Source organism: Diaphorobacter sp. MNS-0, assembly GCF_019602835.1.
Taxonomy (GTDB): Bacteria; Pseudomonadota; Gammaproteobacteria; order Burkholderiales; family Burkholderiaceae_C; genus Diaphorobacter; species Diaphorobacter nitroreducens.
Map to the genome: position 1 here is coordinate 968,625 of NZ_CP080761.1, position 23,334 is coordinate 991,958.

The following is a 23,334-nucleotide window of genomic DNA, read 5'->3' on the forward strand; positions in this document are numbered from 1 at the left end:
GGCGCGAGTTGCCGCGCCGCCGCGCTTCAGCGCACTGGGCCGGTCAGGGCGAGGTAAGCGGCGCGCGTTTCCGGCGAAACCGCAGCCACCAACTGGGCGTGCGGCGTCTGGTGGCGCGCCAGCGTGCGGGCCGATGCCACGGTCTTGGACTTGCAGAACCAGTGGCAGGTGTGCTGCATCAGCAGCAGCTCGGCCGTCATGGTGAAGGCCTTGTCGCGCGGCGACAGGCCGGCGTCGTTGCGTGCCACGCGGGCGATGCCGCGCGCGTGCACGTCAATGGCCTCGCGCATGTCGAAGGTGGCGGCGGGCAGCAACTGCGTGGCAAACGGCAGGCCCAGCGCCAGGCGGCTCGCGCGCGCCAGCGGTGCGGGCACGCGGCGGAAGTCTGCCGCAAAGCGCTCAAACTGTTCGCTCAACTGTGCCTCACTGCTGGCCAGCAGGTTCAGCACCTGCTGGCGGCGCTCGGGGTCCTGTTCGCCCATGGCGCGCAGGTAGCCCTGGGTCAGTGTCTCCATGAGCCGTTCGATCTGGTAGGGCTGCAGATGCTGCGCCAGCAGCACGATGCGCCGGCGCTGCTGCTGGGTGTTGAGCATGTAGGCGCCGGTGGCCGCGAGGGCCACCACGAATAAAAGGTCCATGGCAGACAAGTCCGTGAAAAGCGGGCGAAACCGTCGATTGTCGTGCCTGCGCACGCGCCGCCGTGTGCGCGGTGCAGAATGGTGCGCCGCCGCTCCGGCGGTTCTCTGTCCCACCCTCAGACCGTCCCATGCCCTCGATCGAAACCCTTGTCGCGTTCTTTGGTGTTTCCGTGCTGCTGGCGCTCACGCCGGGGCCCGACAACCTGTTCGTGCTGCTGCAGTCGGCCCAGCGCGGCTGGCGCGCGGGCATGTGCGTGGTGCTGGGGCTGTGCCTGGGACTGGTGGGGCACACCACGGCCGTGGCGCTGGGACTGGCGGCCGTGTTTGCCGCGTCGGCCGTGGCGTTCACGGTGCTCAAGTTCTGCGGCGCCGCCTATTTGGCCTATCTGGCCTGGGGGGCGTTGCGGGCGCCGGCCAGCGTGCCCGAGGAGGCGCCCGCTACGGGCGCGGCGATGGCGCCGGGCGCCCGCGTGCCCGGTGGTGCACTGCGCATGGTGGGGCGCGGTGTGGTGATGAACCTGACCAACCCCAAGGTGCTGATCTTCTTCCTGGCCTTCCTGCCGCAGTTTGCCGACCCCGCGCGCGGCGGCATGGCGCGGCAGATCCTGGTGCTGGGGGTGGTGTTCATGCTGGCCACGTTCCTGGTGTTCGGGGCCATCGCATGCTTCAGCGGGGCGTTCGGCGCGCTGCTGCAGCGCTCGGCGCGCGCGCAGCGCATGCTCAACCGCGCGGCGGGCCTGGTGTTCCTGGGCCTGGCCGTGCGGCTGGCCACAGCCGAGCGCTGATACTTCACTTTTTATAGCTGCTAGCGCTTGTCTATCAAGCGCTGGAGGCCATTTTGGCTTGTGCCTTCAAGGCGCGGGCGGCGCGGGCCAGGGCCGCTGCGCGCCGCGCAACTGCTCGAAGGCGTGGGCCAGTTGCAGTACGCCCAGGTCGTCAAAGCGCTGTCCGGCAATCTGCAGCCCGATGGGCAGGCCGCTGGCGCTGTAGCCGCAGTTGACCGACGCGGCCGGCTGCTCCGACATGTTGAACGGCACGGTGAAGGCAATGTGCTCCAGCGGCCGCAGCGGGTCGTCGGTGGGCGAGGGCAGCTCGGCCGCGAAGGCGGTGATGGGCGCCACGGGCGAAAGCACGTAGTCGTACCCTGCGCAGGCGCGCACCGTGGCTACGCGCGTGGCGTGGAACTGCTGGCTGGCCTCGTACACGTGGGCCGCGCTGAGCGTGGCGGCGCTATCCGCCCAGGCGCGGATGTAGGGCAGCACCTTGCCCCGCTGCTCGACGGTGAGCGTGCGCATGTCCATGTGCGAGCGCATGCGCCAGAAGTGGTCCATGCCGTCCAGCATGGCGCGCGTGAGGAGCGGCTCCATGGGCTCGACGATGGCGCCCGCGTCGGCCAGGCGCTGCGCGGCGGCCTGCACGGCGGCGCGCACCTCGGGATCGGTAGCCAGGCCGCAGCCCGCGTCCAGCAGCAGCCCCAGGCGCAGGCCGCGCAGGCGCTGCGTGCCGGGCGCGAGCCGCAGCCAGTCGATGGGCTGTGCTGGCAGGCTCATGCTGTCGCGCGCGTCGGGCTGCGACAGCACCTGCATCATCAGCGCGGCGTCCTCCACGCCGCGCGTCATGGGGCCGGCCGCGCGGCCGGTGTAGGGCGGATCGATGGGAATGCGGCCCAGGCTGGGCTTGAGCGTGAAGATGCCGCACCAACTGGCCGGCAGGCGCAGCGAGCCGCCGATGTCCGTGCCCACGTGCAGCGGCCCGTAGCCCGCCGCCGCCGCCGCGCCCGCGCCGGCGCTGGAGCCGCCCGGGCCCTTGGACAGGTCCCAGGGGTTGCGCGCCAGCGGATGAAAGCTCGACAGCCCCGAGGACAGCATGCCGTAGTCGGGCATGGTGGTCTTGGCCAGCAGTACGGCGCCCGCCTCGCGCAGACGGGCCGCAGGCGGTGCGTCGGCCGCGGCGGGCACCAGGGGGAGCGCCGCGGTGCCCAGCGGTGTGGGATCGCCCTGCGTGGCGATGTTGTCCTTGAGGGTGACCGGCACGCCGTCCAGCGGGCCGCAGGGGGCGCCGCGCAGCCAGCGGGCCTCGCTCTGGCGGGCCTGGGCCAGCGCAGCCTCGGGGCGCAGCAGGTAGGTGGCCTGCAGGTGGGGCTCCCACCGCGCGACGTGGCTGAGCACGTCGAGCAACGCGTCCACCGGAGAGATCTGGCGGCTGCGGTAGCCGGCGAGCAGTTCGCTGGCGGACAGCTCGTGCAATTGCGTCATGGCGATCCTTGTGTCATCGCGGAGGCGGTGTGGAGAGAACGGCTGTTCCACCCGGGCGGAAGTGGCCGTGCCGAGGGGGCTGGCGCTACCACGCGCCAGCTCCTTATGCCCAGTGCAATGCCGACAGGTCGTTGACGAACACCGGCATGTCCTTCCACAGACCGCGCAATTGCTTGTGGGCCACGGTGACCCATTGCGGCTGGTACAGGAAGGCGTGCACCGCGTCCTCGGCCAGCAGGCGCTGCGCGTCGCCCAGAAGGCGGGCGCGGTCGGCCGGGCGGGTGGCGGTCTTGATCTGCTCGTACAGCTGGTCGAATTTTTCCGAGTGGTAGCCCCAGTAGTAGTCCGGCTTGGCGAAATTGCCCAGGTCGAAAGGCTCCACGTGTGAGATCAGCGTCAGGTCGTAGTTCTTGTTGCCGTAGGTGCCGCTGAGCCATTGGGCCCACTCTACGTTCTGCAGCTTGGCAACGATGCCCACCTTGGCGAGCTGTGAGGCAATCAGCTCGCCGCCCTGGCGTGCGTAGGGCGCCGGCGGCAGCGTCATGGTGAGGGTGAGGGGTGTCTTCACGCCGGCCTCGGCCAGCAGGCGCTTGGCCTTCTCCACGTCATGCGGGTTGATGCCCGTGGTGTCCACGTAGCCGAAGGCGCCGGGCACGTAGTGGCTGCCGATGGGCACACCCAGGCCGTCGGCCGCGCCCTGGATGATGGCCTTGCGGTCGATCGCGGCGGCGATGGCGCGGCGCACGCGCACGTCGTTCAAGGGCTTGCGCGCGTTGTTGATGGCGAGGATGGTCTTGGCGCGCGAGCCGCTCACCACCACCTGAAAGCGCGGGTTGTTCTTGAACTGCGCCATGCTGCGCGGCGTGACGCGCGGGAAGGCGTCCACGTCGCCCGCCAGCAGCGCGGCCACCTGCGCCGCCGCATCGGGAATGAAGCGGAACGTGGCGCGGCGGATGCGGATGCTGGACGGCTGGCGCCACCCCGGCCATGCGGCCAGCGTGATGGAGGCGCCGCGGCTCCAGCCGGCGAGCTTGTAGGGCCCCGTGCCCACGGGCTTGGTGGCGTTGGTGGCGGCGCTCTTGGGTTCCACGATGATGGCCGTGGCCTGGCCCAGCACGAACAGCAGGTCGGGGTCGATGTCCTTGTTGAGCACCACCACGGTGTACTCGTCCACCGCCAGCGTGCTCAGGTTGGCAAAGCTGCGCTTGTCCTTGTTGGTGCTCTTGTCGCCGCCCGCGCGGTCGAAGGAGAACTTCACGGCCGCGGCATTGAGCGGCTCGCCGTTGTGAAAGGTGACGCCCTTGCGCAGGCGGAAGGTGTAGGTCTTGAGGTCGGGCGAGACCTCCCAGCTCTCGGCCAGCAGCGGCGAGACGCTGCCGTCCGGGTTGATCTTGGTGAGCGTCTCGTAGATGTTGTAGAGCGTGACCTCGGCAATCGAGGACGCCGCGCCGGCCGTGGGGTCCAGCCCCGGCGGCTCCAGGGCCAGGGCCAGGGTCACGGCGTCCTTCTTGCCCTGCGCCAGCGCGTGCAGCGGCGTGGCCAGCGCGGCAGTGGCCAGGGCGCCGGAGGCGAGGGCGGTGCGGCGGGTGAACATGGGCGGGATCTCCTTGGACGGGGTGGAATGCGTGCGGCGGGCTGTGCTCTGCTTTTTACTACAGGGCGCGGCCGGGCGTGGCGCGCGGCGCAGGGTGGCTAGAGCGTGATGCGCGGCACCGCGGCCACCAACGCCTGCGTGTAGGGGTGTTGCGGCGTGCTGAACAGCGTGTGCGGCGCACCGCGCTCCACCACGCGCCCCTCGTACAGCACCAGCACCTCGTCGCACAGGTGCTGCACCACGGCCAGGTCGTGGCTGATGAGCAGATAGGTGACGCCCAGGCGCTCCTGCAGGTCCTGCAGCAGGTTCAGCACCTGGGCCTGCACGGACACGTCCAGCGCGCTCACGGGCTCGTCGGCCACGATGAGGCGCGGCCGCGTGATGAGCGCGCGCGCGATGGCGATGCGCTGGCGCTGGCCGCCCGAGAATTCGTGCGGGTACTTGTGGGCATCGCCCGCGCGCAGGCCCACCTGCTGCAGCACGGCGGCGGCCTGCTCGCGCAGTTCGGCGCGTGTGGCGCTTCCCAGGGCCTGCAGCGGCTCGGTGACGATGCGCTCCACCGTCTGGCGCGGGTCCAGCGAGCCATAGGGGTCCTGGAACACCATCTGGAAGTCGCGCCGTGCGGCGCGCAGCGCGTGCGCGGGCAACCGGTGCAGGTCGCGCCCCAGCAGGTGCACGCTGCCGGCGCTGGGCGTGTCCAGCGCCATCACCAGGCGCGCCAGCGTGGACTTGCCCGAGCCCGATTCACCCACCACGCCCAGGCTGCGGCCGGTGGTGATGTCCAGGTCCACACCCCGCAGCGCCTGCACCTGCGCGCGCGGTCCCCACGGCCGTGTGCGGGGCAGCGGATAGTCCCGCTGCAGGCCGCGTACGCGCAAAAGGGGTGCATTCGGGTCGAAATGGTCTGTAGCGCTTGTAGGGAAAGCGCTAGCAGCTATTGAATTGATAGTGTTCACGCGCTCTCCCCCAGCCGTATGCAGCGCGCCATGTGGCCCGGGCCCAGCGCCGTGGTGGGCGGCAGGGCGGCGTGGCAGTCGGGCACGGTGAGCGGGCAGCGTCCGGCGAACGGGCAGCCCGGCGGCAGATCGGCCAGGTCGGGCACGGTGCCCGCGATCGTGGGCAGGCGTGCACCGGGCACGCGTGCGGAGCCCCACTGCGGGCGTGCGGCGAACAGGCCGCGGGTGTAGGGATGGGCCTGCGTGCGGAAGACTTCGCGCGTGGGGCCGGCCTCGACCACCGTGCCGCCATACATCACCAGCGTGCGCTGCACGTTCTGCGCGATCACGCCCAGGTCGTGCGAGATGAGGATCAGCGCCATGCCGCGCTCGGCCACCAGACCCTGGATCAACTCCAGGATCTGGCGTTGCAGCGTCACGTCCAGCGCCGTGGTGGGCTCGTCGGCAATCAGGAGCTGCGGCCCGCAGGCCAGCGCCATGGCGATGGTGATGCGCTGGCGCTGCCCGCCCGAGAACTGGTGCGGGTAGGCGTCCAGCCGCTGCGCGGCCTGTGCGATGCCCACACGTTCCAGCAACGCAACGGCCTCGGCACGCGCCTGCCGGTCGGACAGGCCGCGGTGCAGGCGCAGCGGCTCGGCCACCTGCCGCCCGATGGTGTGCACGGGGTTGAGCGCGGTCATGGGTTCCTGGAACACCATGCCGATGCGGTCGCCGCGCAGCCGGCACCACTGGGGCTCGGTCATCGGCAGCAGTTCCTGCCCGTCCAGGCGGATGCTGCCCTGCACGCGCGCGCCTTCAGGCAGCAGGCCCATGAGTGCGAGCGCGGTAAGGGACTTGCCGCAGCCCGATTCGCCGATCAGCCCCAGCGTGGCGCCGGGCTGCAGGGCGAAGTCCACGTCATGCACGGCGCGCACCGGGCCGCGGGGCGTGCGCAGCGTGATGGCCAGTTGCTGCACGTCCAGCAACGGCGCAGGGGAGGGAGGTGCGTGCGCTGGTGTCATCGCTGGCGGGACAGTCGGGGGTCCAGCAGATCGCGCAGCCCGTCGCCCAGCAGGTTCAGGCCCAGCACCGCCAGCGCAATCGCCACGCCCGGCCACACGGCCAGCAGCGGCGCCTGGAACATGAGGGTCTGGGCCTCGGCCAGCATGCGTCCCCACGACGGTTGCGGGGGCTGCGTGCCCAGGCCCAGGTACGAAAGCGCGGCCTCGGCGAGGATCGCCAGCGCGAACTGGATCGTGGCCTGCACGATGAGCACGGAAGCGATGTTGGGCAGCACATGCTCGAAGGTGATGCGCCATGGGCCTTTGCCGCAGGCGCGCGCCGCCAGGATGTATTCACGCGCCCACACCGCCTTGGCCGATGCGCGCGTGACGCGGGCAAAGGTCGGTATGTAGAAGATGCCGATGGCGATGATGGCGTTCACCATGCCGGGGCCGAACACGGCCGTGAGCATGATGGCCAGCAGCAGCGCGGGGAACGCGAAGGTGAAGTCCGCCAGGCGCATGACGGCTTCCTCCACCCAGCCGCCGCGCGCCGCTGCCAGCAGCCCCAGCGCGGCGCCCAGCGCCAGGCCGATGCCCACGGCGATCACGCCCACTGCGATGGACGCGCGCGCGCCCACGAGCAGTTGCGAGGCCACGTCGCGCCCGTAGGCGTCGGTGCCCAGCCAGTGCTGCGCGCCGGGGGGCTGCAGGGCGGCATCCATCGCCATCTCATAAGGCGGCCATGGCGTCCAGACGAAGGAGAGCAGGGCGGAGAGCACCAGCGCCAGCGTGAGTACGGCACCGATCGCGCAGCTGGGGTGGCGCAGCGCGCGGCGCCAGAACGCCGGCGTGTGGGGGCTGGGCGCGGGGAAGGTCGGCAGCGCGCTCATAGGCCGCGGGCCTTTACGCGCGGGTCGATGGCCGCGTACAGCAGGTCCACCACGAAGTTCACCACCACCACCATGGCCGCCAGCAGCATCACGCAGTTGCGCACCACCACCAGGTCGCGGTTGGCGATGGACTGGAAGATCAGCCGGCCCAGCCCGGGCAGGTAGAACACGTTCTCCACCACGATGGTGCCGGCCAGCAGGTTGGCGAACTGCAGGCCCATCACCGTCACCACGGGGATCATGGCGTTGCGCAGCACATGGCCCCACAGCGCCGCGCGTTGCGAAAGCCCCTTGGCGCGCGCCGTGCGCACGAAGTCTTCGCGCAGCACGTCCAGCACGGCGGAGCGCGTGATGCGCGCCAGGATGGCGGCCTGCACCACGGCCAGGGCCACGGCGGGCAGCAGCAGGGCCTGCAGCGCGGGCAGCACGCCGCCGCCGGCTTCGGCGCTCCAGCCGGGAAAGCCCCCGGCCGAGAACCATTGCAGCTTCACCGAAAACAGCAGGATCAGCAGGATGGCGAACCAGAAGTTGGGAATGGCGATGCCCAGTTGCGCCAGCCCCATCACTCCCCAGTCGCCCAGGCGGTTGTGGCGCGATGCCGCATACACGCCAGCGGCCAGCGCCAACGCGGTGGTCAGCAGCATGGCCAGCAGGGCCAGCGGAATGGTCAGCGCCAGGCGCTCGCCGATCAGGTCGGCCACGGGCGCGCTGTAGGCATGGCTGTCCCCCAACTGGCCCGTGAGCAGTCCACCCAGCCACTGCCCATAACGCACGAGCGCGGGTTGGTCCAGGCCCAGCCGGGCGGCGAGCTCGGCCACGGCCTCGGGTGCGGCGTCAGGCCCCAGCAGCACTTCGGCCGCGTTGCCCGGCAGGACCTCCAGCACCACGAACACCACGGCCGACGCGCCCAGCAGCGTGGCGATCAAAGTGGCGAGGCGTTGGAGGAAGAACAGGGCCATGGGAGGGAAGGCCGCGGCGCGCGGCCGGGGCGGTGGTGGACCGAGCATAGGACAAAAACCGCGGGCGCATGGCGGCCATCCCCACGGGGGCACAGGGGTGGGCGGATAATTGCAGGATGCTGTTCACCGCCCGCCTGTCACCGCATTGCGCCATGTGCCGCAAGGGAGTTGCGCCATGGCGTTGATGATCACGGACGAGTGCATCAACTGCGACGTGTGCGAGCCAGAATGCCCCAACGAGGCCATCTTCCTGGGCCAGGAGCATTACGAGATCGAACCCTCCAAGTGCACCGAATGCGTGGGCCATTTCGATGAGCCCCAGTGCGTGGCCATCTGTCCCGTGGCCTGCATTCCGGTCCACCCGGCCCACCAGGAAAGCCGCGAGACGCTGTGGCAGAAGTTCCAGCGCCTGAAGCCACCGAAAGTGGCTTGAATGTGGAGGCTTTTGGGCCGCTAGCGCTTATCTGGTAAGCGCTACCAGCTATCAAAACAATAGTTAATCTGCGCCCGCTTGTGGTGCGGCCTGCGCCTGGGCGGGGCGTGCGGTCTTGGGGCGGGGCGGCTTGGTGGTGTGCACGAGGAGCGTGGCCTTGTCCATGTCACCGGCCAGCAGGGCGGGGTAGGCCTTGAGCGAATGCAGGATGCTGTCCTCGATCAGCGTGCGCTGGTCGGGCGCGGGCTTCTTGAGCACCCAGTTCACCACCTCCGCCTTTACGCCGGGGTGGCCGATGCCGATGCGCAGCCGCCAGTAGTCGCTGGTGCCCAGTTGCGCGTGGATGTCGCGCAGCCCGTTGTGGCCTGCGTGGCTGCCGCCGCGCTTGAGCTTGGCCTGTCCGGGCGGAATGTCCAATTCGTCGTGTGCGACGAGGATTTCCTCCGGCGGGATCTTGAAGAAGCGCGCAAGGGCCGCCACCGACTTGCCTGAGAGGTTCATGAAGGTCTGCGGCTGCAGCAGCCAGACGCTGTGGCCGGCAACGCTGGCGCGCGCGACCAGGCCGTGGTAGCTGCGCTCGGGGACCAGGGTGACCTTGAGTTCGCGCGCCAGCGCGTCGATCCACCAGAACCCCGCGTTGTGGCGTGTGGCCTCGTACTCCGGGCCGGGGTTGCCCAGGCCCACAAACAGTTTGATCATGTTGCGATTATCCGGCGCGCCTGAAGCGGCGCGACGTGCGCTTGCAGGGAGCCACAAAACGCCAACGGCCCACGCGAGGTGGGCCGTTGAGAGGCAAGAGGCCGCCCCTGAGGGCGACGGCCCGGCAGAAGTGCTTACTTCTTGCCCTTCTTGGCGGGTGCGGCTGCGGGTGCTGCGGCTGCGGTCGCGTCGGCCACCACTTCGGGCAGCTTGATCGACACCAGGGCGGGGTTCTTGTTGGAACCACGCACCACGGCCTTCACGCCGTGGGGCAGCTTCACGGACTGCAGGCCCATGGTGGACTTGGAGGTCAGGCCGCTCAGGTCCACCTTGATGAACTCGGGCAGTTGCGCGGGCATGCACATCACGTCCAGTTCATGGATCAGCGGGGTCACCGTGCAACCTTCCACCTTTACGGCCTGCGAGCCTTCGACGCCTTCGAAGTGCAGCGGCACCTTCAGGTGCACGCGGGTCTTCTCGTCCACGCGTTGGAAGTCCACGTGCAGCACTTGCTGCTTGAAGGGGTGGTACTGCACGTCACGCAGCAGCACCTTGGTGACTTGGCCGTTCAGCTCCATGTCCAGGATGCTGGAGTGGAACGCTTCCTTCTTGAGGGCGTGCCACAGGGCGTTGTGATCGATCTCGATCAGCTGGGGCTCGGCGGAGCCGCCATAGACGATGCCGGGGGCCTTGCCCGAAATGCGCAGACGGCGGCTCGCACCCGTACCTTGCTTGGCGCGCTCAAAAGCGACGAATTGCATGTTTGAACTCCTGAAGGGGCCGGCCGCGACCAGCCTGGCCCTGTTGATAAAGACCGCACGCCACCATGGCATGGGCCCGCGCTGTCTCCGAACAAGCAAGCCTCCCGAAGGAGGCTTGGGGCTGTGACACCTCCGCTAGCGGCGGAGCGATCATCAAGCCTGGTCGGAGAACAGGCTCATCACCGACTCACCCTTGGCAATGCGCTGGATCGTTTCGGCGATCAGCGGCGCCACGGAGAGCTGGCGAATCTTGGAACACCCCTTGGCGGCATCGCTCAGGGGGATCGTGTTGGTCACCACCACTTCATCGAGGGCCGTGCCTTGCGCGATGCGCTCGATGGCCGGGCCCGAGAAAATGGGATGCGTGCAATAGGCGTAAACGTTCTTGGCGCCGCGTTCCTTGAGCACTTCGGCGGCCTTCACCAGCGTGCCGGCGGTGTCGATCATGTCGTCCATGATCACGCAGTTGCGGCCTTCGATGTCGCCGATCACGTGCATGACTTCCGACACGTTCGCCTTGGGGCGGCGCTTGTCGATGATGGCCAGATCGGTGCCGAGCTGCTTGGCCAGGGCGCGTGCACGCACCACGCCGCCCACGTCCGGGCTCACCACGATCAAGTTCTCGTACTTCTTCTGGTTCAGGTCACCCAGCAGCACCGGCGACGCGTAGATGTTGTCCACCGGAATGTCGAAGAAACCTTGGATCTGGTCGGCATGCAGGTCCATGGTCAGCACGCGGGCGACGCCCACTGCCTGCAGCATGTTAGCCACCACCTTGGCGGAGATCGGAACGCGTGTGGAACGCGGACGGCGGTCCTGGCGAGCGTAACCAAAGTAGGGAATCACGGCGCTGATGCGTTCGGCCGAGGCGCGCTTGAGCGCGTCGACCATGATCAGCAGTTCCATCAGGTTCTCGTTGGTCGGCGCGCAGGTCGACTGCACCACGAATACATCGCGGGCGCGGACGTTTTGCTTGATTTCGACGGTGACTTCGCCGTCGGAGAACCGGCCCACATCAATGGCGCCGAGAGTGGTGCCAAGATTTTGAGCGATCTCGGCAGCCAATCCAGGGTTGGCATTGCCCGTGAAAACCACGAAGTCGGGGGGATTGGTTTGCATGAGCGACTCAGCCGTCTGAATTTAAATCCCGTGTGGGAAATAATCTTTGGCAGGGGAGGAAGGACTCGAACCCTCGCATGCCGGAATCAAAATCCGGTGCCTTAACCAACTTGGCGACTCCCCTACGCAGGTCAGCTGTCTTGCGTCAGCTCACCCAGTATCTTTTCATCCAAAACCCAATCCGCTAGCGGATGAGACTTTAGATTTTCACACACTTTGACATGCCAAGCAGCGGGTGCATCGTGCAGATCGACAGCGTGTGTGATTTGTGCAAACACCGCACTTCCAGAGCCTGTCATGCGTCCTCGCAACCCTTTTGATTCAAGCCAATTGATGGCTTGCGTGATCTCGGGGCACAAGGCTTGTGCGACTGGCTGCAGGTCATTACTTCCAAATTGGTAGTGTGTTGCAGCAAAGCCTGAAATTGTAGCACAACTCGAATCACGTTTAAGGGAGGGATGCGAAAAAATCATTCTCGTATCCAGCCCCGCTTCGGGCTTGACCACCGCGAAAGCCGCAGGCGGAAGTTGGTGCTCCAACTCAAGAGGGCGAATTATGTCACCAATTCCCTCGACCCAAGCGCTTGCGCCGCACAAAAAAAACGGAACATCGGCGCCCAGCGTCAGGGCTATCGAGTGCAACTGCTGCCGAGACAGTTTCAACTTCCACAAGCGGTTGAGCGCCAGCAGTGTGCTGGCCGCGTCCGAAGATCCGCCACCCAAGCCGGCTTGTGTGGGGATGTGTTTAGAGACGCCGATATGTACCCCTTGCGGGCAACCGGTGGCCTTTTGCAGCGCACGTGCGGCGCGCACGACCAGATCGTCCGCAGGCAGGGAACTGGTAAGGTCTTCACGTGTGACGGTCCCATTGCCGCCCACCTCGAAATGCAGAACATCGCACCAATCGATCAACATGAAGACCGACTGCAGCAGGTGATAGCCATCTGGCCTGCGACCCGTGACATGCAGAAACAGGTTCAGTTTGGCCGGCGCCGGCACGTCGTACAGGGCTTGCATGGAAAGCGGTCAGAGGCTCAAGACAATGCGCAGCGTAGTGCGAGGCAGCGGCTGCTCGCGCGTGGCCGACAAGCGCCCCTGCTGCAGGGCATCGAGGTTGGTGCGCCAGCCGGCGACCTGGAGGGATTCGCCCTTCAGCCAGCTGAAAAGCGCGTAAATGGGTAGGTCGCTGCCGGTCAGGTCATGTACCAGGGTCTGCAGCGAGGCAGCCTCCCTGCGTTCCTGCCCCTGGACGAGCACGGCGCGATGCGGAGTCCATTCCACACGCGCGATGATGTTGCCCAGCGGGTTGATGAGAGTGAGCTCTCCCGCAGAGGGGTGGCCCTTCAATTCAAAACCGGCACTGAAGGATTGGCCTGCATCGTCTTCCACCTGAACGGCCAGCCGGCCGGACCAGTGGTCCGGGCTGGCGTCCGCAGGGCGTGGCGGCTGCGCGCAGGCGACCAGGGTTGCCGCTGCGACGATCCCGAGCACCAGCCGGCCGCGCAGAGGGCGGGGGTCAGCCGCCAGTTGCGGTTGGCTCACAGACGCACTCCCAGCCGGTCGAGCGTGCCCTTGAGTGTGTCGTTGTCTTTGTTGATACGCAGGCCCTCGCGCCAAATGTCACGCGCGCGATCATGTTCTCCCAGAGACCACAGAACTTCCCCGATGTGGGCCGCTATCTCTGCGTCCGGTTGTGTTTCGTAGGCGCGTTTCAGGATGGTCAGCGCTTCCTGGCGGTTGCCCAGGCGGAATTCCACCCAGCCAAGACTGTCGGTGATGAACGGATCGTTCGGTGCAAACTCCAGCGCTTTGACGATGAGCGCCTTGGCTTCCTCCAGCCGTACGCCCCGCTCTGCGAGGGAAAAACCCAGGGCATTGAGTGCGTGGTGGTAGTCGGGTTGGCGGGCGATGATGGCGCGCAAGAGGCGTTCCATGTCGTCGAGGCGGCCCGCCTTTTCCGCCAGCATGGCTTGGTCGTAGGCGAGGTCGTTGTCCGCGGGCGCCAGCGCTACGGCCTTGCCGAGGACCGTGTAGGCCTGTGCATATTGTTTTGCTTCGCGCAGCAACTGGGCTTCGGCCTGCAACTTGAGGCGTTCCTGATCCGGGGTGCTTGCGGGCACGGCGCGGATCAGTGCGCGCGCCTCTTCCAATTTGCCCTGGCGTGCGAGCAGTGCAGCGCGGCGGCTTTGAGCCGTGAGCCGTTCGGCGGCATCTTCAATGCGCGAAAGCCAACCTTCGGCCCCGGCGTAGTCGCCACGCTTCTCCGCTACTTGCGCGTGCATCAGATATGCCTGGGTGAGCGCGCGCTTGCGTTGGGGCGTGGCGGGCAGGTCTTCGAGCAAGCCGGTAAAACGCCGCAGTGCTTCCTCCGCCTGCTCCAGCCGTCCGCCTTGCAGGTGTAGCGACGCCTGCAACAACCAGGCTTCGGGCATGTCGGCCTGTTCGCGATTGACTGCATCCAGCTGGAACTGTGCGTCGGCCAGGCGCTGAGACTCCAGCAGCAGGCGTGCGTAGGCCATGCGGACTTCGGGCAGGGGCTTGCCGGCCAGGTAACCCGCGAGCAGCGGCTCCGCCTGCGTGACGCCCTCTGCGAGCAGCTCGAGCGCCAGCATGGCGGCGCCATCGTCGGCGGGGTCTTGTGCATGGGCTTGGCTCGCCGCCTCCAGGGCGCCCGCCTTGTCGCTGGCTGCCAGGTCCATGCGCCCCACGGTGGTCCAGGCAATGGGGCCGATGGCCGGGTGGTTCAGTTCTGCCTGCAGGGCCTGGCGCACCACCTGCGCGGCCAGTGCCTTGTCGCTGGCACGGCCATAGAGCTGAGGCAGCGCGCGGATGGTGGATATCTTGTCGCGCGTCGGCGCGGTGCTCAGTTCCCGCTTCAAGGGTTCGGCGCTATCGCCGATGCGATTGAGGGCGACCAGGATGCGCAGCATGTAGCGATTGGCATCGCGCGACTGCGGCAGGGCCTCCTTCCACGCTCGCGCGGCCATCAAGGCGTATTCGCCCGAGCGCGACTGCAGGGCGATCTCGGTGGCGCGGCGGTACAACTGTGGGTCGCCGCTGCGGCGTGCAGCGTCCAGCATCAGGGCATAACCGGTGCCGGGGTCGCCCCGGCTGGTGGTCATCTCGCCCAGCAGCAATTCGTAGAACAGCTCGGCATTCAAGGCGGCTGCATCGTCGCTGGAAGCCGCATCGGTATCTTCCAGCTCGGCTGGGGGGGCGGGGACGGTGGACTGGGCAGGCGTCTGGGCCATGGCCGGCAGCATGCTCGCCGCAGCCCAACATGCCAGTGCGACGGCCCTGAAACGAAGAGATTGCACCATCGGCCCATAATAATCCATGGCTCTTGAACTTCTTGACGAGTATTGCGATGCCTGAGCTGCCGGAGGTGGAAGTCACGCGGCGCAGCTTCGCTGGCGCGATCGAGGGCGCAACTGTCCGCGGCATTACGGTGGGCAAGCCCTTGCGCTGGCCGCTGGGCACGGAGCCCGCAGTATTGGTCGGACGGCGCGTGTGCGGTGTGCGCCGGCGCGGCAAATACCTGTTGCTGGATCTGGATGAAGGGCTGCTGCTCATTCACCTGGGCATGTCGGGCAGCTTGCGCTTTGCGCGCGACCTGCCCGCGCGCGGCGCCCACGATCATTTCGAACTGATAACGGACCACGGCACGCTGCGGCTGCACGACCCGCGGCGCTTCGGCGCCGTGGTCTGGGCGGCGGGTGAGTCCGATCCCCGTGCGCGCAAGCTGCTCGATGGGTGGGGATTGGAGCCGCTGGGCGAGGACTTCGCCTTCGAGGCCTTCCACGCGGGGCTGCGCGCCAAACGCACGCCCATCAAGCAACTCCTGCTCGCGGGCACGGTGGTCGTGGGCGTGGGCAATATCTATGCGTGCGAGGTGCTGTTCCTCGCGGGCATCCGGCCAACCACCCGCGCTTGCGCGATCGGACCCCAGCGTGCCCGGCGCCTGCACGGCGCAATCCGCGAGGTGCTGGCGCGCGCGGTGGAGCGGGGCGGCAGCACGCTGCGTGATTTCTCTAGCGCCGACGGCAGCGCCGGGCATTTCCAATTGGAGGCCAATGTCTATGGCCGCGCGGGCCTGCCGTGTCGCCAGTGCGGTACGCCCGTGCGTCTGTTGCGCCAGGGGCAGCGCAGCACCTATTTCTGTCCGCACTGCCAGCGCGCCTGACCGGGCCGCGTGGCGGCGGACCGGCGCAATGGCGATGCTATATTGCGCCATCTCCCGCCCACGCGGGCGCTTGCATTGATATCCGGGAGCAAAGTGGGACCTTCATTCAACGAACAGTTTGACCAGCACGGCGCATGGAGGCGTGCTTTCGCCCAGCAGCTCAAGCGCCTGGGGCAATGGATGGGTTCGCACGACCTCATGGACGCGGCTGTGGAGGAGCGTCTGCAGCGGCTGGAAGAGCAGGTGCGCAGCGACAAGGTGACTGTCGCTTTTGTGGCGGAGTTTTCGCGCGGCAAGTCCGAGCTCATCAATGCGATCTTCTTCGCCGGCTATGGCCGACGCATCATGCCGGCCAGTGCGGGGCGCACCACTATGTGTCCGACCGAGCTGGGCTATGAAAACGGCACCGCCCCCAGCCTGCGCCTGCTGCCTATCGACACGCGCATGCAGTCCCTGGGGCTGGCCGAGTGGCGCCTGAAGGCAGACCGCTGGGTGAAGGTGCCGTTGGACATGGACGACCCGGCCCAACTCGCCCAGGCGCTTGAAAAAGTATCGGAAGTGCGCCGCGTGTCCGTGGATGAGGCGCGTGCGCTGGGTTTCTGGAGCGATGAGGCCGCCGACGAGAACCCCGTGCTGGACGCTGTGGGCATGGTCGAGGTGCCGATGTGGCGGCACGCGGTCATCAACATTCCGCATCCGCTGCTCAAGCAGGGGCTCGTGATTCTGGATACGCCGGGCCTGAACGCCGTAGGCGCGGAGCCCGAGCTCACCATCAACCTCATCCCGCAGGCCCACGCCGTGGTGTTCATCCTGGGCGCAGACACGGGCGTGACGCGCTCGGACCTGACCATCTGGCGCGACCACCTGGGCACGGCTGAAGACGCGACCGATGCGCGGCTGGTGGTGCTCAACAAGATCGACACGCTGTGGGACACGCTCAGTTCCCCGTCGCAAGTGCAAGCGCAGCTGGAGCGCCAGCGCCAGACATCGGCCGAATTGCTGGGCGTGCCGCTCAGCCATGTCGTGCCCGTGTCGGCCCAGAAGGGCCTGGTGGCCAAGATCAACTGTGACGACATCCTGCTGGAGTCCAGCGGGCTGCCGCTGCTGGAGGAAGCGCTGGCCGAGGGCATCATGGGCCGGCGCCAGGCCATCCTGCGGGCCACGGTGGCCAGCGGCGTGGCAAGCCTGCAGTCCGAGACGCGGCGGGTGATCAACATCCGCCGGCGCGATCTGGATGATCAGATGCTGGAGTTGCGCAGCCTGCGCGGCAAGAATGCCTCGGTGATCGACGCCATGCGCGGGCGCATCGAGCAGGAGCAGCAGGAGTTTGAAGCCAGCACGGCCAAGATCCAGGCCGTGCGGGCAGTGCACCTGAAGATGCTGCGCGAGGTGTTCCACCAGCTTGGGCCGCGTTCGCTCAAGGCGCAACTGGTGGAGTTGACCGAGGCGCTGCAGCCCAAGGGGCTCAAGCTGGGCGTGCGCAAGGTATACGGCGACACCTTCGCCAAGGTGCGCACCATCATGGAGGCCGCGCAGTCCACGGGCATCGAGATCCAGGCCATGCTGGGCGGCACCTTCCGCCAGCTCAACACGGAGTTCGGGTTCTCGTTGCAAGTACCTGCGGCGCCCCAATTGGGTAACTATGTGCAGGAGATCGTGGCCATCGAGCAGCGGCACCTGCAATACGTGGGCATGGGCAACACGCTGCGCCTGGCGCAGCCGGAGTTCGCGCAGCGCTTGTTGCGGGCCATGGGCCTGCGCCTGCGCACCGTGTTCGAGTCCGCGGCCAACGAGCTGGAGCTGTGGAGCAAGACGGCCACGGCGCAGCTGGACGCGCAACTGCGTGAGCGCAAGCGCAGCTTCTCGCGGCGTATCGAGGCGGTGAACCGCATCCAGCAGGCCGCCAACGGGCTGGTGGACCGCATCGCCGAGATCGAAGAGGCCGAGCAGCACCTCGCCGAACTGGAGCAGCGGCTGACGGAGCTGACCTCCGACCTCGTGCGGCAGCCGCAAGCGCCTGAGGGCGTGGACATCGACATACCCCTTACCGAACCCCAGCCGCTCGCGGCGTCATGAGCGGTCCGTCCGCAGAGCTGGCGACCCAGGTGGTGCGCTGGCAGGCAGCGCATGGGCGCAACCACCTGCCTTGGCAGAACACGCGCGATGCATACCGCGTGTGGCTGTCGGAGATCATGCTGCAGCAGACCCAGGTGGCCACGGTGCTGGAGTACTACGCGCGCTTTCTGGCGCGCTTTCCCGACGTGCGCCAACTGGCTGCTGCGGCGCAAGACGAGGTACTGGCGCTGTGGAGCGGACTGGGTTACTACAGCCGCGCGCGCAACCTGCACCGCTGCGCCCAGATCGTCGTGCACCAGCACGGCGGGGAATTCCCCCGCACGGTGGATGAGCTGGCGGCCCTGCCGGGCATCGGCCGCTCCACGGCAGGGGCGATAGCCGCTTTCTGCTTCGGCGCACGGGCGCCGATCCTGGATGCCAACGTGCGACGCGTGCTCACGCGGGTGCTGGGGTTCGGCGCCGACCTGGCCGAGGCGAAGAACGAGCGCGCGCTATGGCAGCAGGCCGAGGCGCTGCTGCCACGGCAGGACCTGTCCCATGCCATGCCGCGCTACACGCAGGGCCTGATGGACCTGGGTGCCGGCATCTGCCTGCCCCGCAACCCCAACTGCCTGCTGTGCCCCTTGCAAGAGGCCTGCGCGGCGCGCCGCGACGGCAACCCGCAGGACTACCCGGTGCGCACGCGCAAGCTCAAGCGCAGCGCGCAGGCCTGGTGGCTGCTGCTGCGCCAGGATGGTGCTGGCCGGCTGTGGCTGGAGCGGCGTCCGTCCACCGGCATCTGGGCGGGGCTGTACTGTCCGCCGGTCTATGACAGCCGCGCGGCGCTGGACGAGGCGCTGCAGCTGCACGCCAGCTGCGATGCGCGGGATCTGCCGGCCTTTACCCACGTGCTGACGCACCGCGACCTGCACCTGCATCCGGTGCTGGCGCGCGATGCAACGCCGCAGCCGGACGCGCATTGCGCTGAGCAGCAGTCGGGGTGGTTCGCTCCGGCGCAATGGCCGGCGCTGGGGCTGCCCGCGCCCGTGCGCAAGCTGCTCGCCTCCCTTGGGGACGACTGTCAAAAATGAGAGCTGGTAGCGCCCGTAGATAGGCGACTTCCGGTAGAAAACTATTGCAAGTCGTTCAATAGCAAGCGCTAGCAGCTACTAAAACAATAGCTGTCACCTAGCGGTGCATGCTAGATGCCGTCGAGCTCGCGGTGGCGGCGCAGCGTATTCCAGCGGCCCTCGAAGCGCGCCGCCAGCTGCTCCACCAGGTAGACGGAGCGGTGCTGTCCTCCCGTGCAACCGATGGCCACGGTCACGTAGCTGCGGTGGTTGTGGGCCAGCGCGTCCAGCCAGTGGTCCAGGAAGTCGCCAATGTGCGCCAGCATCAGCGCTACTTCGGGCTGCTGACGCAGGTAGTCGATGACCGGCGCGTCCTTGCCCGTGAGGGCGCGCAAGAGCGGCTCGTAGTGGGGATTGGGCAGCATGCGCACGTCGAACACATAGTCGGCATCCATGGAGATGCCGCGCTTGAACGCAAACGACTGGAATACCAGGGTCAGCCGACTCGGCGGCACCGACAGCAGGTCCTTCACATAGCTCAGCAATTGCGCGGACCGCAGGGTGCTGGTGTCGATGACGTGTGCCTGCTCGCGCAGCGGGGCCAGTAGCTCGCGCTCCAACCGCATGGTGTGCAAAAGCGGGCGCGGACCTTCGCGCATCTCGGCCTGGGACAGAGGGTGGCGGCGCCGGGTTTCTGAAAAACGCCGCACCAGCACGTCGTTGGTGGCGTCCAGGAACAGTTGGCGCACCTGCACGCCCTGCTCGCGCAGGCCGGCCAACTGCTGCGGCACCAGGGGCAGGGCGGTGGCGCTGCGCACGTCCATGGCCACGGCAACGCGGTGGCCGTGGTGCGCGTGCTCCAGCTCCACGAAGGAGGTCAAAAGTTCCGGCGGCAGGTTGTCCACGCAGTAGTAGCCCGCGTCTTCGAGCGCATGCAGCGCGACGGACTTGCCCGAGCCGGACATACCGGTGATGACGACGACTTCCAGATCCATGGCTCAGGGTGTGGGTTTGGCGACGCCCTGCAGCATCTCGCGTGCATGCGCCAGGGTGGTAGGGGACAGACGCTCGCCGCCCAGCATGCGCGCAATCTCGGCCACGCGCGCCTCCTCGTTGGCGGCGGCCACGCTGCTGGTGGTGCCCTCGGCATGCTTGTGTTTGGCCACCACAAGGTGATGGTCCGCGCACGCGGCCACCTGGGGCAGGTGGGTGACGGCCAGTACCTGCCGGGCCGTCCCGAGCTGCTGCATCAGACGGCCCACGGTCTGCGCCACGGCGCCGCCCACGCCCGAGTCCACCTCGTCAAAGATCAGCGTGGGCGCCTCGCCCAGTTCGCTGGTGGTGACCGAGATCGCCAGCGCCATGCGCGACAGCTCGCCCCCCGACGCCACCTTGCCGATGGGCCGCGGCGTCATGCCCGGGTGGCTGCTGACCAGGAAAGCCACCTGGTCGATGCCATGCGGCCCAGGCTCGGCCTTGTCCAGTTGCACCTCGAAGCGCCCGCCCGCCATGCCCAGGCCCTGCATGGCGCGGGTGATGGCCTGCGCCAGTAGCGGCGCAGCCTTGGCGCGCTTTTGCGACAGGGCGCGTGCGGCCTTCTGGTAAGCGGCGCCATGGGTTTGCTCGGCAGCCTGCAATGCGGCCAGGTCAGTGGCGCTGTCCAAACGGTGCAGCGTGTCCTTCCAGTCTTGCAGCAGCGCGGGTAGTTCGGGTGGGGTGCGCTTGTAGCGGCGCGCGAGCTGCATCCACTGCGATACGCGGGCGTCCAGCTGCTGCAGCCGATCCGGGTCGGGCTCCGCGTGGCGCAGGTAGCTTTGCAGAGAGTGCGCCACATCGCCCGCCTGGGCGATGCAGGAGGTCAGCACCTCATTCATGGTGCGAAACGACGGGTCCACATGCTCGTAGTCCTGCAGTAGGTGCTGTGCCTGCGCCAGGGCCCGCAGCGCGCCGCCCGCGTCTTCGTCCTCCAGCACACTCAGGGCGGCCTGGGCGTTGTCCAGCAGCGACTGGGCGTTGGACAGTCGCGCATGCTCGGCATTGAGTTCCTCCCATTCGCCATCGCGCGGCGCCAGCTTGTCCACTTCGCCGATCTGCCACTGCAGGCGCTCGCGTTCCTGTTGCAGCGTGTCCTGGGCAGCGCGGGCGTGGGTCAGCGCCTGCTGCGCGTCGCGCCAACTCGTCCACAGCGCGGCCAAGGGTTGCACCTGCGCGCCGGCATAGGCGTCCAGCAGGCCGCGCACGGCGTCGGGCCGCGTCAGGCTCTGCCAGGCGTGCTGCCCATGAATGTCCAGCAGATGCTCGCCCACGGCACGCATCTGCGCTGCCGTGGCGGGGATGCCGTTGATCCAGGCGCGGCTCTTGCCTTGCACATCGACGGTGCGGCGCAGCAGCAGCGTGTCGTCGCGCGGAAAACCCGCCTCGTCCAGCCAGGCTGCCAGCGCGATGGTGCCACCGTCGAATTCGGCGCAGACGTCGGTGCGCTGCGCGCCTTCGCGGATCACACCGGAGTCGGCACGCGCGCCCAGCACCAGTTGCAACGCGTCGATCAGGATGGACTTGCCGGCACCGGTTTCACCGGTGAGCACGGTGAAGCCGGCATGCAGGTCCAGCTCGAGCGATCGCACGATCACGAAATCGCTCAGGGCGATCCGCCTCAGGGCCATGGTCAGGAACCTCCCTCGTACCAACCCAGCTTCTTGCGCAGGGTGGCAAAGTAACTCCAGCCGCGCGGGTGCAGAAAGCACACCCGGTGCGCGGAACGGCGCACCAGTATGCGGTCGCCATGTTGCAGCGATGCGAGCGACTGCATGTCGAAGTTGGCGCTGATGTCGCGCCCGCCGGCCACCTCAATGGCCACCTCGGTCGCGTCGGAAAGCACGATCGGCCGGTTGGACAGGGTGTGCGGCGCGATCGGCACCAGCACCCAGCCGGGGATCGATGGGTGCAGCATCGGGCCGCCTGCAGACAGGGCATACGCCGTGGAGCCGGTGGGCGACGCGACGATCAGGCCGTCGGCGCGCTGGTTGGAAACGAATACGCCGTCCACCTCCACGCGCAGCTCCACCATGCCGGAGGTGGAGCCGCGGTTGACCACCACGTCGTTGAGGGCCAGCGCCTCGAACACGCACTCGCCACCGCGCATCACGCAAGCCTGCATCAACGGGCGCACGTCTTCTTCGTAGTCTCCGTGCAGGATGGGCGTGAGCGCGTCCTGGTAGCCCTCCAGCGGAATGTCGGTAATGAAGCCCAGCCGCCCCTGGTTGATGCCCACCAGCGGCGTGCCGTAGCCGGCCAGCCGCCTGCCCACGCCCAACATGGTGCCGTCGCCGCCTACGACCAGGCACAGGTCGCATTGCCGGCCGATCCCCTCCACATCCAGCGTGTGGTATTGCGTGAGGCCCGTGTGGGCGGCGGTTTCGGCCTCCAGCGTCAACTCGCAGTCCTGCTGGGTGACGAACTGGGCAATGCTCTCGATGATCTGCCGTGCGCTGTCGGACGCTGAAACGGCGCCAGGCCCCGGGTATTTGCCTATGACTGCAACGCGGCGGAAGATGGGCTTCATGCAGAAATTACATCATTAAAATGATTCAATGCTTGATGACCGCTCCAAGTTGTTACTCAAGGCCTTGGTGGAACGCTACATAGCCGAGGGGCAGCCAGTCGGCTCCAGAACCTTGTCGCGGGCATCAGGGCTTGAATTGTCGCCCGCCACCATACGCAATGTGATGGCAGACCTGGAGGACCTGGGGCTTATTGCCAGCCCCCACACCTCCGCGGGCCGTGTGCCCACCGCCAAGGGCTATCGCCTGTTCGTCGACACCATGCTCACCGTGCAGCAGGAGCAGTTGCCGACAGTCCAGCTCATGCCCGAGCAGCCGCAGAAGGTGATCGCCAACGCCGCCCACCTGTTGTCGAGCCTGTCGCAGTTCGTGGGTGTGGTGATGGCGCCGCGGCGCGCCTCGGTGTTTCGCCACATCGAATTCCTGCGGCTGTCCGAGAAGCGTTTTTTGGTGATCATCGTCTCGCCCGACGGTGATGTGCAGAACCGCGTGATCTTTACCGAGGCCGATTACTCCCAGTCGCAACTGGTGGAGGCCGCCAACTTCCTCAACGCCAACTACGCGGGCCTCACCATGGAGCAGGTGCGCGAGCGCCTGAAGCTTGAGGTGGACAAGCTGCGCGGAGAAATCGCGGCGCTGATGCAGGCCGCGGTGAGCGTGGGCTCGGAGGCCATGTCCGGGTCGCAGGACGAGGTGGTGTTCTCGGGCGAGCGCAACCTGCTGTCCGTGAGCGATTTTTCCAGCGACATGAGCCACTTGCGCCGTGCGTTCGACCTGTTCGAGCAAAAGACCCAGATTCTGCGCCTGCTGGACATTTCCAGCCGGGCAGAAGGGGTGCGCATCTTCATTGGTGGAGAGAGCCAGGTGGTGCCATTTGAAGAGCTGTCCGTGGTGAGTGCACCCTATGAGGTCGACGGTCAGGTGGTGGGCACCCTGGGCGTGATCGGCCCCACGCGCATGTCCTATGACCGCATGATCCAGATCGTGGACATCACCTCCAAGCTGGTCTCCAACGCCCTGAGTCACCGGAAGTAGCCCCTACAATACGCGCCGCTGCGCCGCCTACGAGGCAGGGCAGTGCACCCTGGGACGTTAGCTCAGTTGGTTAGAGCAGAGGACTCATAATCAAGAGGCCAGAGCGATTAACCGTCACTTTTTTCGGACTGGTTGCTTGATTCCA

The 23,334-nt window shown here is 67.4% G+C and carries 22 protein-coding genes and 1 tRNA gene; 6 read left to right on the forward strand and 17 right to left on the reverse strand.

Annotation, left to right across the window (positions count from 1 at the left end; all coding sequences use genetic code 11):
• Positions 1–26: 26 nt before the first annotated feature.
• Entirely contained in the window at positions 27–638 is a 612-nt protein-coding gene (locus K2L43_RS04630; protein ID WP_047349991.1) for a hypothetical protein, read from the reverse strand.
• A 128-nt stretch (positions 639–766) separates the two neighbouring features.
• Here K2L43_RS04630 and K2L43_RS04635 point away from each other — a divergent pair, with 128 nt between their 5' ends.
• Positions 767–1,423 (forward strand): LysE family translocator, encoded by a 657-nt coding sequence (locus tag K2L43_RS04635; RefSeq protein ID WP_103737771.1) that lies wholly within the window; start codon positions 767–769, stop codon positions 1,421–1,423.
• 66 nt (positions 1,424–1,489) lie between these two features.
• Here the strand turns inward: K2L43_RS04635 and K2L43_RS04640 are convergent, their stop codons facing one another.
• The 6 genes from K2L43_RS04640 to K2L43_RS04665 form a co-directional block, all read right to left on the reverse strand.
• Positions 1,490–2,893: an amidase gene (locus K2L43_RS04640; RefSeq protein WP_220638596.1), complete on the reverse strand. Its 1,404-nt coding sequence runs from the start codon at positions 2,891–2,893 to the stop codon at positions 1,490–1,492.
• Between the two features lie 103 nt (positions 2,894–2,996).
• Positions 2,997–4,487 carry an ABC transporter substrate-binding protein gene (locus K2L43_RS04645; protein ID WP_220638597.1) on the reverse strand — a complete coding sequence of 497 codons (1,491 nt, stop codon included), beginning with the start codon at positions 4,485–4,487 and terminating at the stop codon, positions 2,997–2,999.
• Between the two features lie 98 nt (positions 4,488–4,585).
• A complete protein-coding gene (locus K2L43_RS04650) occupies positions 4,586–5,443 on the reverse strand; it encodes an ATP-binding cassette domain-containing protein (RefSeq protein ID WP_220638598.1) in 858 nt (285 codons plus the stop codon).
• Positions 5,440–6,444, reverse strand: coding sequence for an ABC transporter ATP-binding protein (locus K2L43_RS04655; RefSeq protein ID WP_220638599.1), 1,005 nt, complete (start codon positions 6,442–6,444; stop codon positions 5,440–5,442). The genes K2L43_RS04650 and K2L43_RS04655 overlap by 4 nt, the downstream gene beginning before the upstream one ends.
• The gene (locus tag K2L43_RS04660; protein ID WP_011804334.1) at positions 6,441–7,316 is read right to left on the reverse strand and encodes an ABC transporter permease; all 876 of its coding nucleotides are present in this window, start codon (positions 7,314–7,316) and stop codon (positions 6,441–6,443) included. Before K2L43_RS04660 ends, K2L43_RS04655 begins: the two co-directional genes overlap by 4 nt.
• Positions 7,313–8,275 carry an ABC transporter permease gene (locus K2L43_RS04665; RefSeq protein ID WP_220638600.1) on the reverse strand — a complete coding sequence of 321 codons (963 nt, stop codon included), beginning with the start codon at positions 8,273–8,275 and terminating at the stop codon, positions 7,313–7,315. The genes K2L43_RS04660 and K2L43_RS04665 overlap by 4 nt, the downstream gene beginning before the upstream one ends.
• Before the next feature lie 175 nt (positions 8,276–8,450).
• Here K2L43_RS04665 and K2L43_RS04670 point away from each other — a divergent pair, with 175 nt between their 5' ends.
• Positions 8,451–8,708, forward strand: coding sequence for a YfhL family 4Fe-4S dicluster ferredoxin (locus K2L43_RS04670; protein WP_011804336.1), 258 nt, complete (start codon positions 8,451–8,453; stop codon positions 8,706–8,708).
• 63 nt (positions 8,709–8,771) lie between these two features.
• Here K2L43_RS04670 and pth read toward each other — a convergent pair whose 3' ends face one another.
• The 7 genes from pth to K2L43_RS04705 form a co-directional block, all read right to left on the reverse strand.
• Positions 8,772–9,407, reverse strand: a complete 636-nt coding sequence (gene pth / locus K2L43_RS04675; protein ID WP_011804337.1) for an aminoacyl-tRNA hydrolase — start codon at positions 9,405–9,407, stop codon at positions 8,772–8,774.
• A 134-nt stretch (positions 9,408–9,541) separates the two neighbouring features.
• Entirely contained in the window at positions 9,542–10,168 is a 627-nt protein-coding gene (locus K2L43_RS04680) for a 50S ribosomal protein L25/general stress protein Ctc (RefSeq protein WP_011804338.1), read from the reverse strand.
• A 153-nt stretch (positions 10,169–10,321) separates the two neighbouring features.
• Positions 10,322–11,287, reverse strand: a complete 966-nt coding sequence (locus tag K2L43_RS04685) for a ribose-phosphate pyrophosphokinase (RefSeq protein WP_011804339.1) — start codon at positions 11,285–11,287, stop codon at positions 10,322–10,324.
• Between the two features lie 47 nt (positions 11,288–11,334).
• Positions 11,335–11,411 (reverse strand) — tRNA-Gln (locus tag K2L43_RS04690).
• Between the two features lie 7 nt (positions 11,412–11,418).
• Entirely contained in the window at positions 11,419–12,303 is an 885-nt protein-coding gene (gene ispE, locus K2L43_RS04695; protein WP_220638601.1) for a 4-(cytidine 5'-diphospho)-2-C-methyl-D-erythritol kinase, read from the reverse strand.
• A gap of 9 nt (positions 12,304–12,312) precedes the next feature.
• Complete coding sequence (locus K2L43_RS04700; protein ID WP_220638602.1) at positions 12,313–12,828, reverse strand: lipoprotein insertase outer membrane protein LolB; 516 nt, start codon at positions 12,826–12,828, stop codon at positions 12,313–12,315.
• Complete coding sequence (locus K2L43_RS04705; protein ID WP_220638603.1) at positions 12,825–14,624, reverse strand: tetratricopeptide repeat protein; 1,800 nt, start codon at positions 14,622–14,624, stop codon at positions 12,825–12,827. The genes K2L43_RS04700 and K2L43_RS04705 overlap by 4 nt, the downstream gene beginning before the upstream one ends.
• Before the next feature lie 29 nt (positions 14,625–14,653).
• Here K2L43_RS04705 and mutM point away from each other — a divergent pair, with 29 nt between their 5' ends.
• From mutM to mutY, 3 genes are all read left to right on the forward strand, one after another.
• Positions 14,654–15,469, forward strand: coding sequence for a bifunctional DNA-formamidopyrimidine glycosylase/DNA-(apurinic or apyrimidinic site) lyase (gene mutM, locus K2L43_RS04710; protein ID WP_220638604.1), 816 nt, complete (start codon positions 14,654–14,656; stop codon positions 15,467–15,469).
• A gap of 93 nt (positions 15,470–15,562) precedes the next feature.
• Positions 15,563–17,545, forward strand: a complete 1,983-nt coding sequence (locus tag K2L43_RS04715; protein WP_047350002.1) for a dynamin family protein — start codon at positions 15,563–15,565, stop codon at positions 17,543–17,545.
• A complete protein-coding gene (mutY, locus tag K2L43_RS04720; protein ID WP_220638605.1) occupies positions 17,542–18,615 on the forward strand; it encodes an A/G-specific adenine glycosylase in 1,074 nt (357 codons plus the stop codon). Before K2L43_RS04715 ends, mutY begins: the two co-directional genes overlap by 4 nt.
• 110 nt (positions 18,616–18,725) lie before the next feature.
• Here the strand turns inward: mutY and rapZ are convergent, their stop codons facing one another.
• From rapZ to K2L43_RS04735, 3 genes are read right to left on the reverse strand one after another with little or no spacing between them, the layout of a single operon-like run.
• The gene (gene rapZ / locus K2L43_RS04725) at positions 18,726–19,589 is read right to left on the reverse strand and encodes an RNase adapter RapZ (RefSeq protein WP_123675086.1); all 864 of its coding nucleotides are present in this window, start codon (positions 19,587–19,589) and stop codon (positions 18,726–18,728) included.
• Positions 19,590–19,592: 3 nt separating this feature from the next.
• On the reverse strand, positions 19,593–21,257 hold the full coding sequence (gene recN, locus K2L43_RS04730) for a DNA repair protein RecN (protein ID WP_220638606.1): 1,665 nt from the start codon (positions 21,255–21,257) through the stop codon (positions 19,593–19,595).
• A gap of 2 nt (positions 21,258–21,259) precedes the next feature.
• Positions 21,260–22,156 (reverse strand): NAD kinase, encoded by an 897-nt coding sequence (locus tag K2L43_RS04735; protein ID WP_012655803.1) that lies wholly within the window; start codon positions 22,154–22,156, stop codon positions 21,260–21,262.
• A 28-nt stretch (positions 22,157–22,184) separates the two neighbouring features.
• Between K2L43_RS04735 and hrcA the strand changes: the two genes are divergently transcribed.
• On the forward strand, positions 22,185–23,189 hold the full coding sequence (gene hrcA / locus K2L43_RS04740) for a heat-inducible transcriptional repressor HrcA (protein WP_220638607.1): 1,005 nt from the start codon (positions 22,185–22,187) through the stop codon (positions 23,187–23,189).
• Positions 23,190–23,334 lie beyond the last annotated feature (145 nt).

Bases quoted from the DNA above. Each gene is read 5' to 3' on its own strand.
- K2L43_RS04630 (WP_047349991.1), bottom strand. From the start codon at position 638: ATGGACCTTTTATTCGTGGTGGCCCTCGCGGCCACCGGCGCCTACATG.
- K2L43_RS04635 (WP_103737771.1), top strand. From the start codon at position 767: ATGCCCTCGATCGAAACCCTTGTCGCGTTCTTTGGTGTTTCCGTGCTG.
- K2L43_RS04640 (WP_220638596.1), bottom strand. From the start codon at position 2,893: ATGACGCAATTGCACGAGCTGTCCGCCAGCGAACTGCTCGCCGGCTAC.
- K2L43_RS04645 (WP_220638597.1), bottom strand. From the start codon at position 4,487: ATGTTCACCCGCCGCACCGCCCTCGCCTCCGGCGCCCTGGCCACTGCC.
- K2L43_RS04655 (WP_220638599.1), bottom strand. From the start codon at position 6,444: ATGACACCAGCGCACGCACCTCCCTCCCCTGCGCCGTTGCTGGACGTG.
- K2L43_RS04660 (WP_011804334.1), bottom strand. From the start codon at position 7,316: ATGAGCGCGCTGCCGACCTTCCCCGCGCCCAGCCCCCACACGCCGGCG.
- K2L43_RS04665 (WP_220638600.1), bottom strand. From the start codon at position 8,275: ATGGCCCTGTTCTTCCTCCAACGCCTCGCCACTTTGATCGCCACGCTG.
- K2L43_RS04670 (WP_011804336.1), top strand. From the start codon at position 8,451: ATGGCGTTGATGATCACGGACGAGTGCATCAACTGCGACGTGTGCGAG.
- pth (WP_011804337.1), bottom strand. From the start codon at position 9,407: ATGATCAAACTGTTTGTGGGCCTGGGCAACCCCGGCCCGGAGTACGAG.
- K2L43_RS04680 (WP_011804338.1), bottom strand. From the start codon at position 10,168: ATGCAATTCGTCGCTTTTGAGCGCGCCAAGCAAGGTACGGGTGCGAGC.
- K2L43_RS04685 (WP_011804339.1), bottom strand. From the start codon at position 11,287: ATGCAAACCAATCCCCCCGACTTCGTGGTTTTCACGGGCAATGCCAAC.
- ispE (WP_220638601.1), bottom strand. From the start codon at position 12,303: ATGCAAGCCCTGTACGACGTGCCGGCGCCGGCCAAACTGAACCTGTTT.
- K2L43_RS04705 (WP_220638603.1), bottom strand. From the start codon at position 14,624: ATGGATTATTATGGGCCGATGGTGCAATCTCTTCGTTTCAGGGCCGTC.
- mutM (WP_220638604.1), top strand. From the start codon at position 14,654: ATGCCTGAGCTGCCGGAGGTGGAAGTCACGCGGCGCAGCTTCGCTGGC.
- mutY (WP_220638605.1), top strand. From the start codon at position 17,542: ATGAGCGGTCCGTCCGCAGAGCTGGCGACCCAGGTGGTGCGCTGGCAG.
- rapZ (WP_123675086.1), bottom strand. From the start codon at position 19,589: ATGGATCTGGAAGTCGTCGTCATCACCGGTATGTCCGGCTCGGGCAAG.
- recN (WP_220638606.1), bottom strand. From the start codon at position 21,257: ATGGCCCTGAGGCGGATCGCCCTGAGCGATTTCGTGATCGTGCGATCG.
- K2L43_RS04735 (WP_012655803.1), bottom strand. From the start codon at position 22,156: ATGAAGCCCATCTTCCGCCGCGTTGCAGTCATAGGCAAATACCCGGGG.
- hrcA (WP_220638607.1), top strand. From the start codon at position 22,185: ATGCTTGATGACCGCTCCAAGTTGTTACTCAAGGCCTTGGTGGAACGC.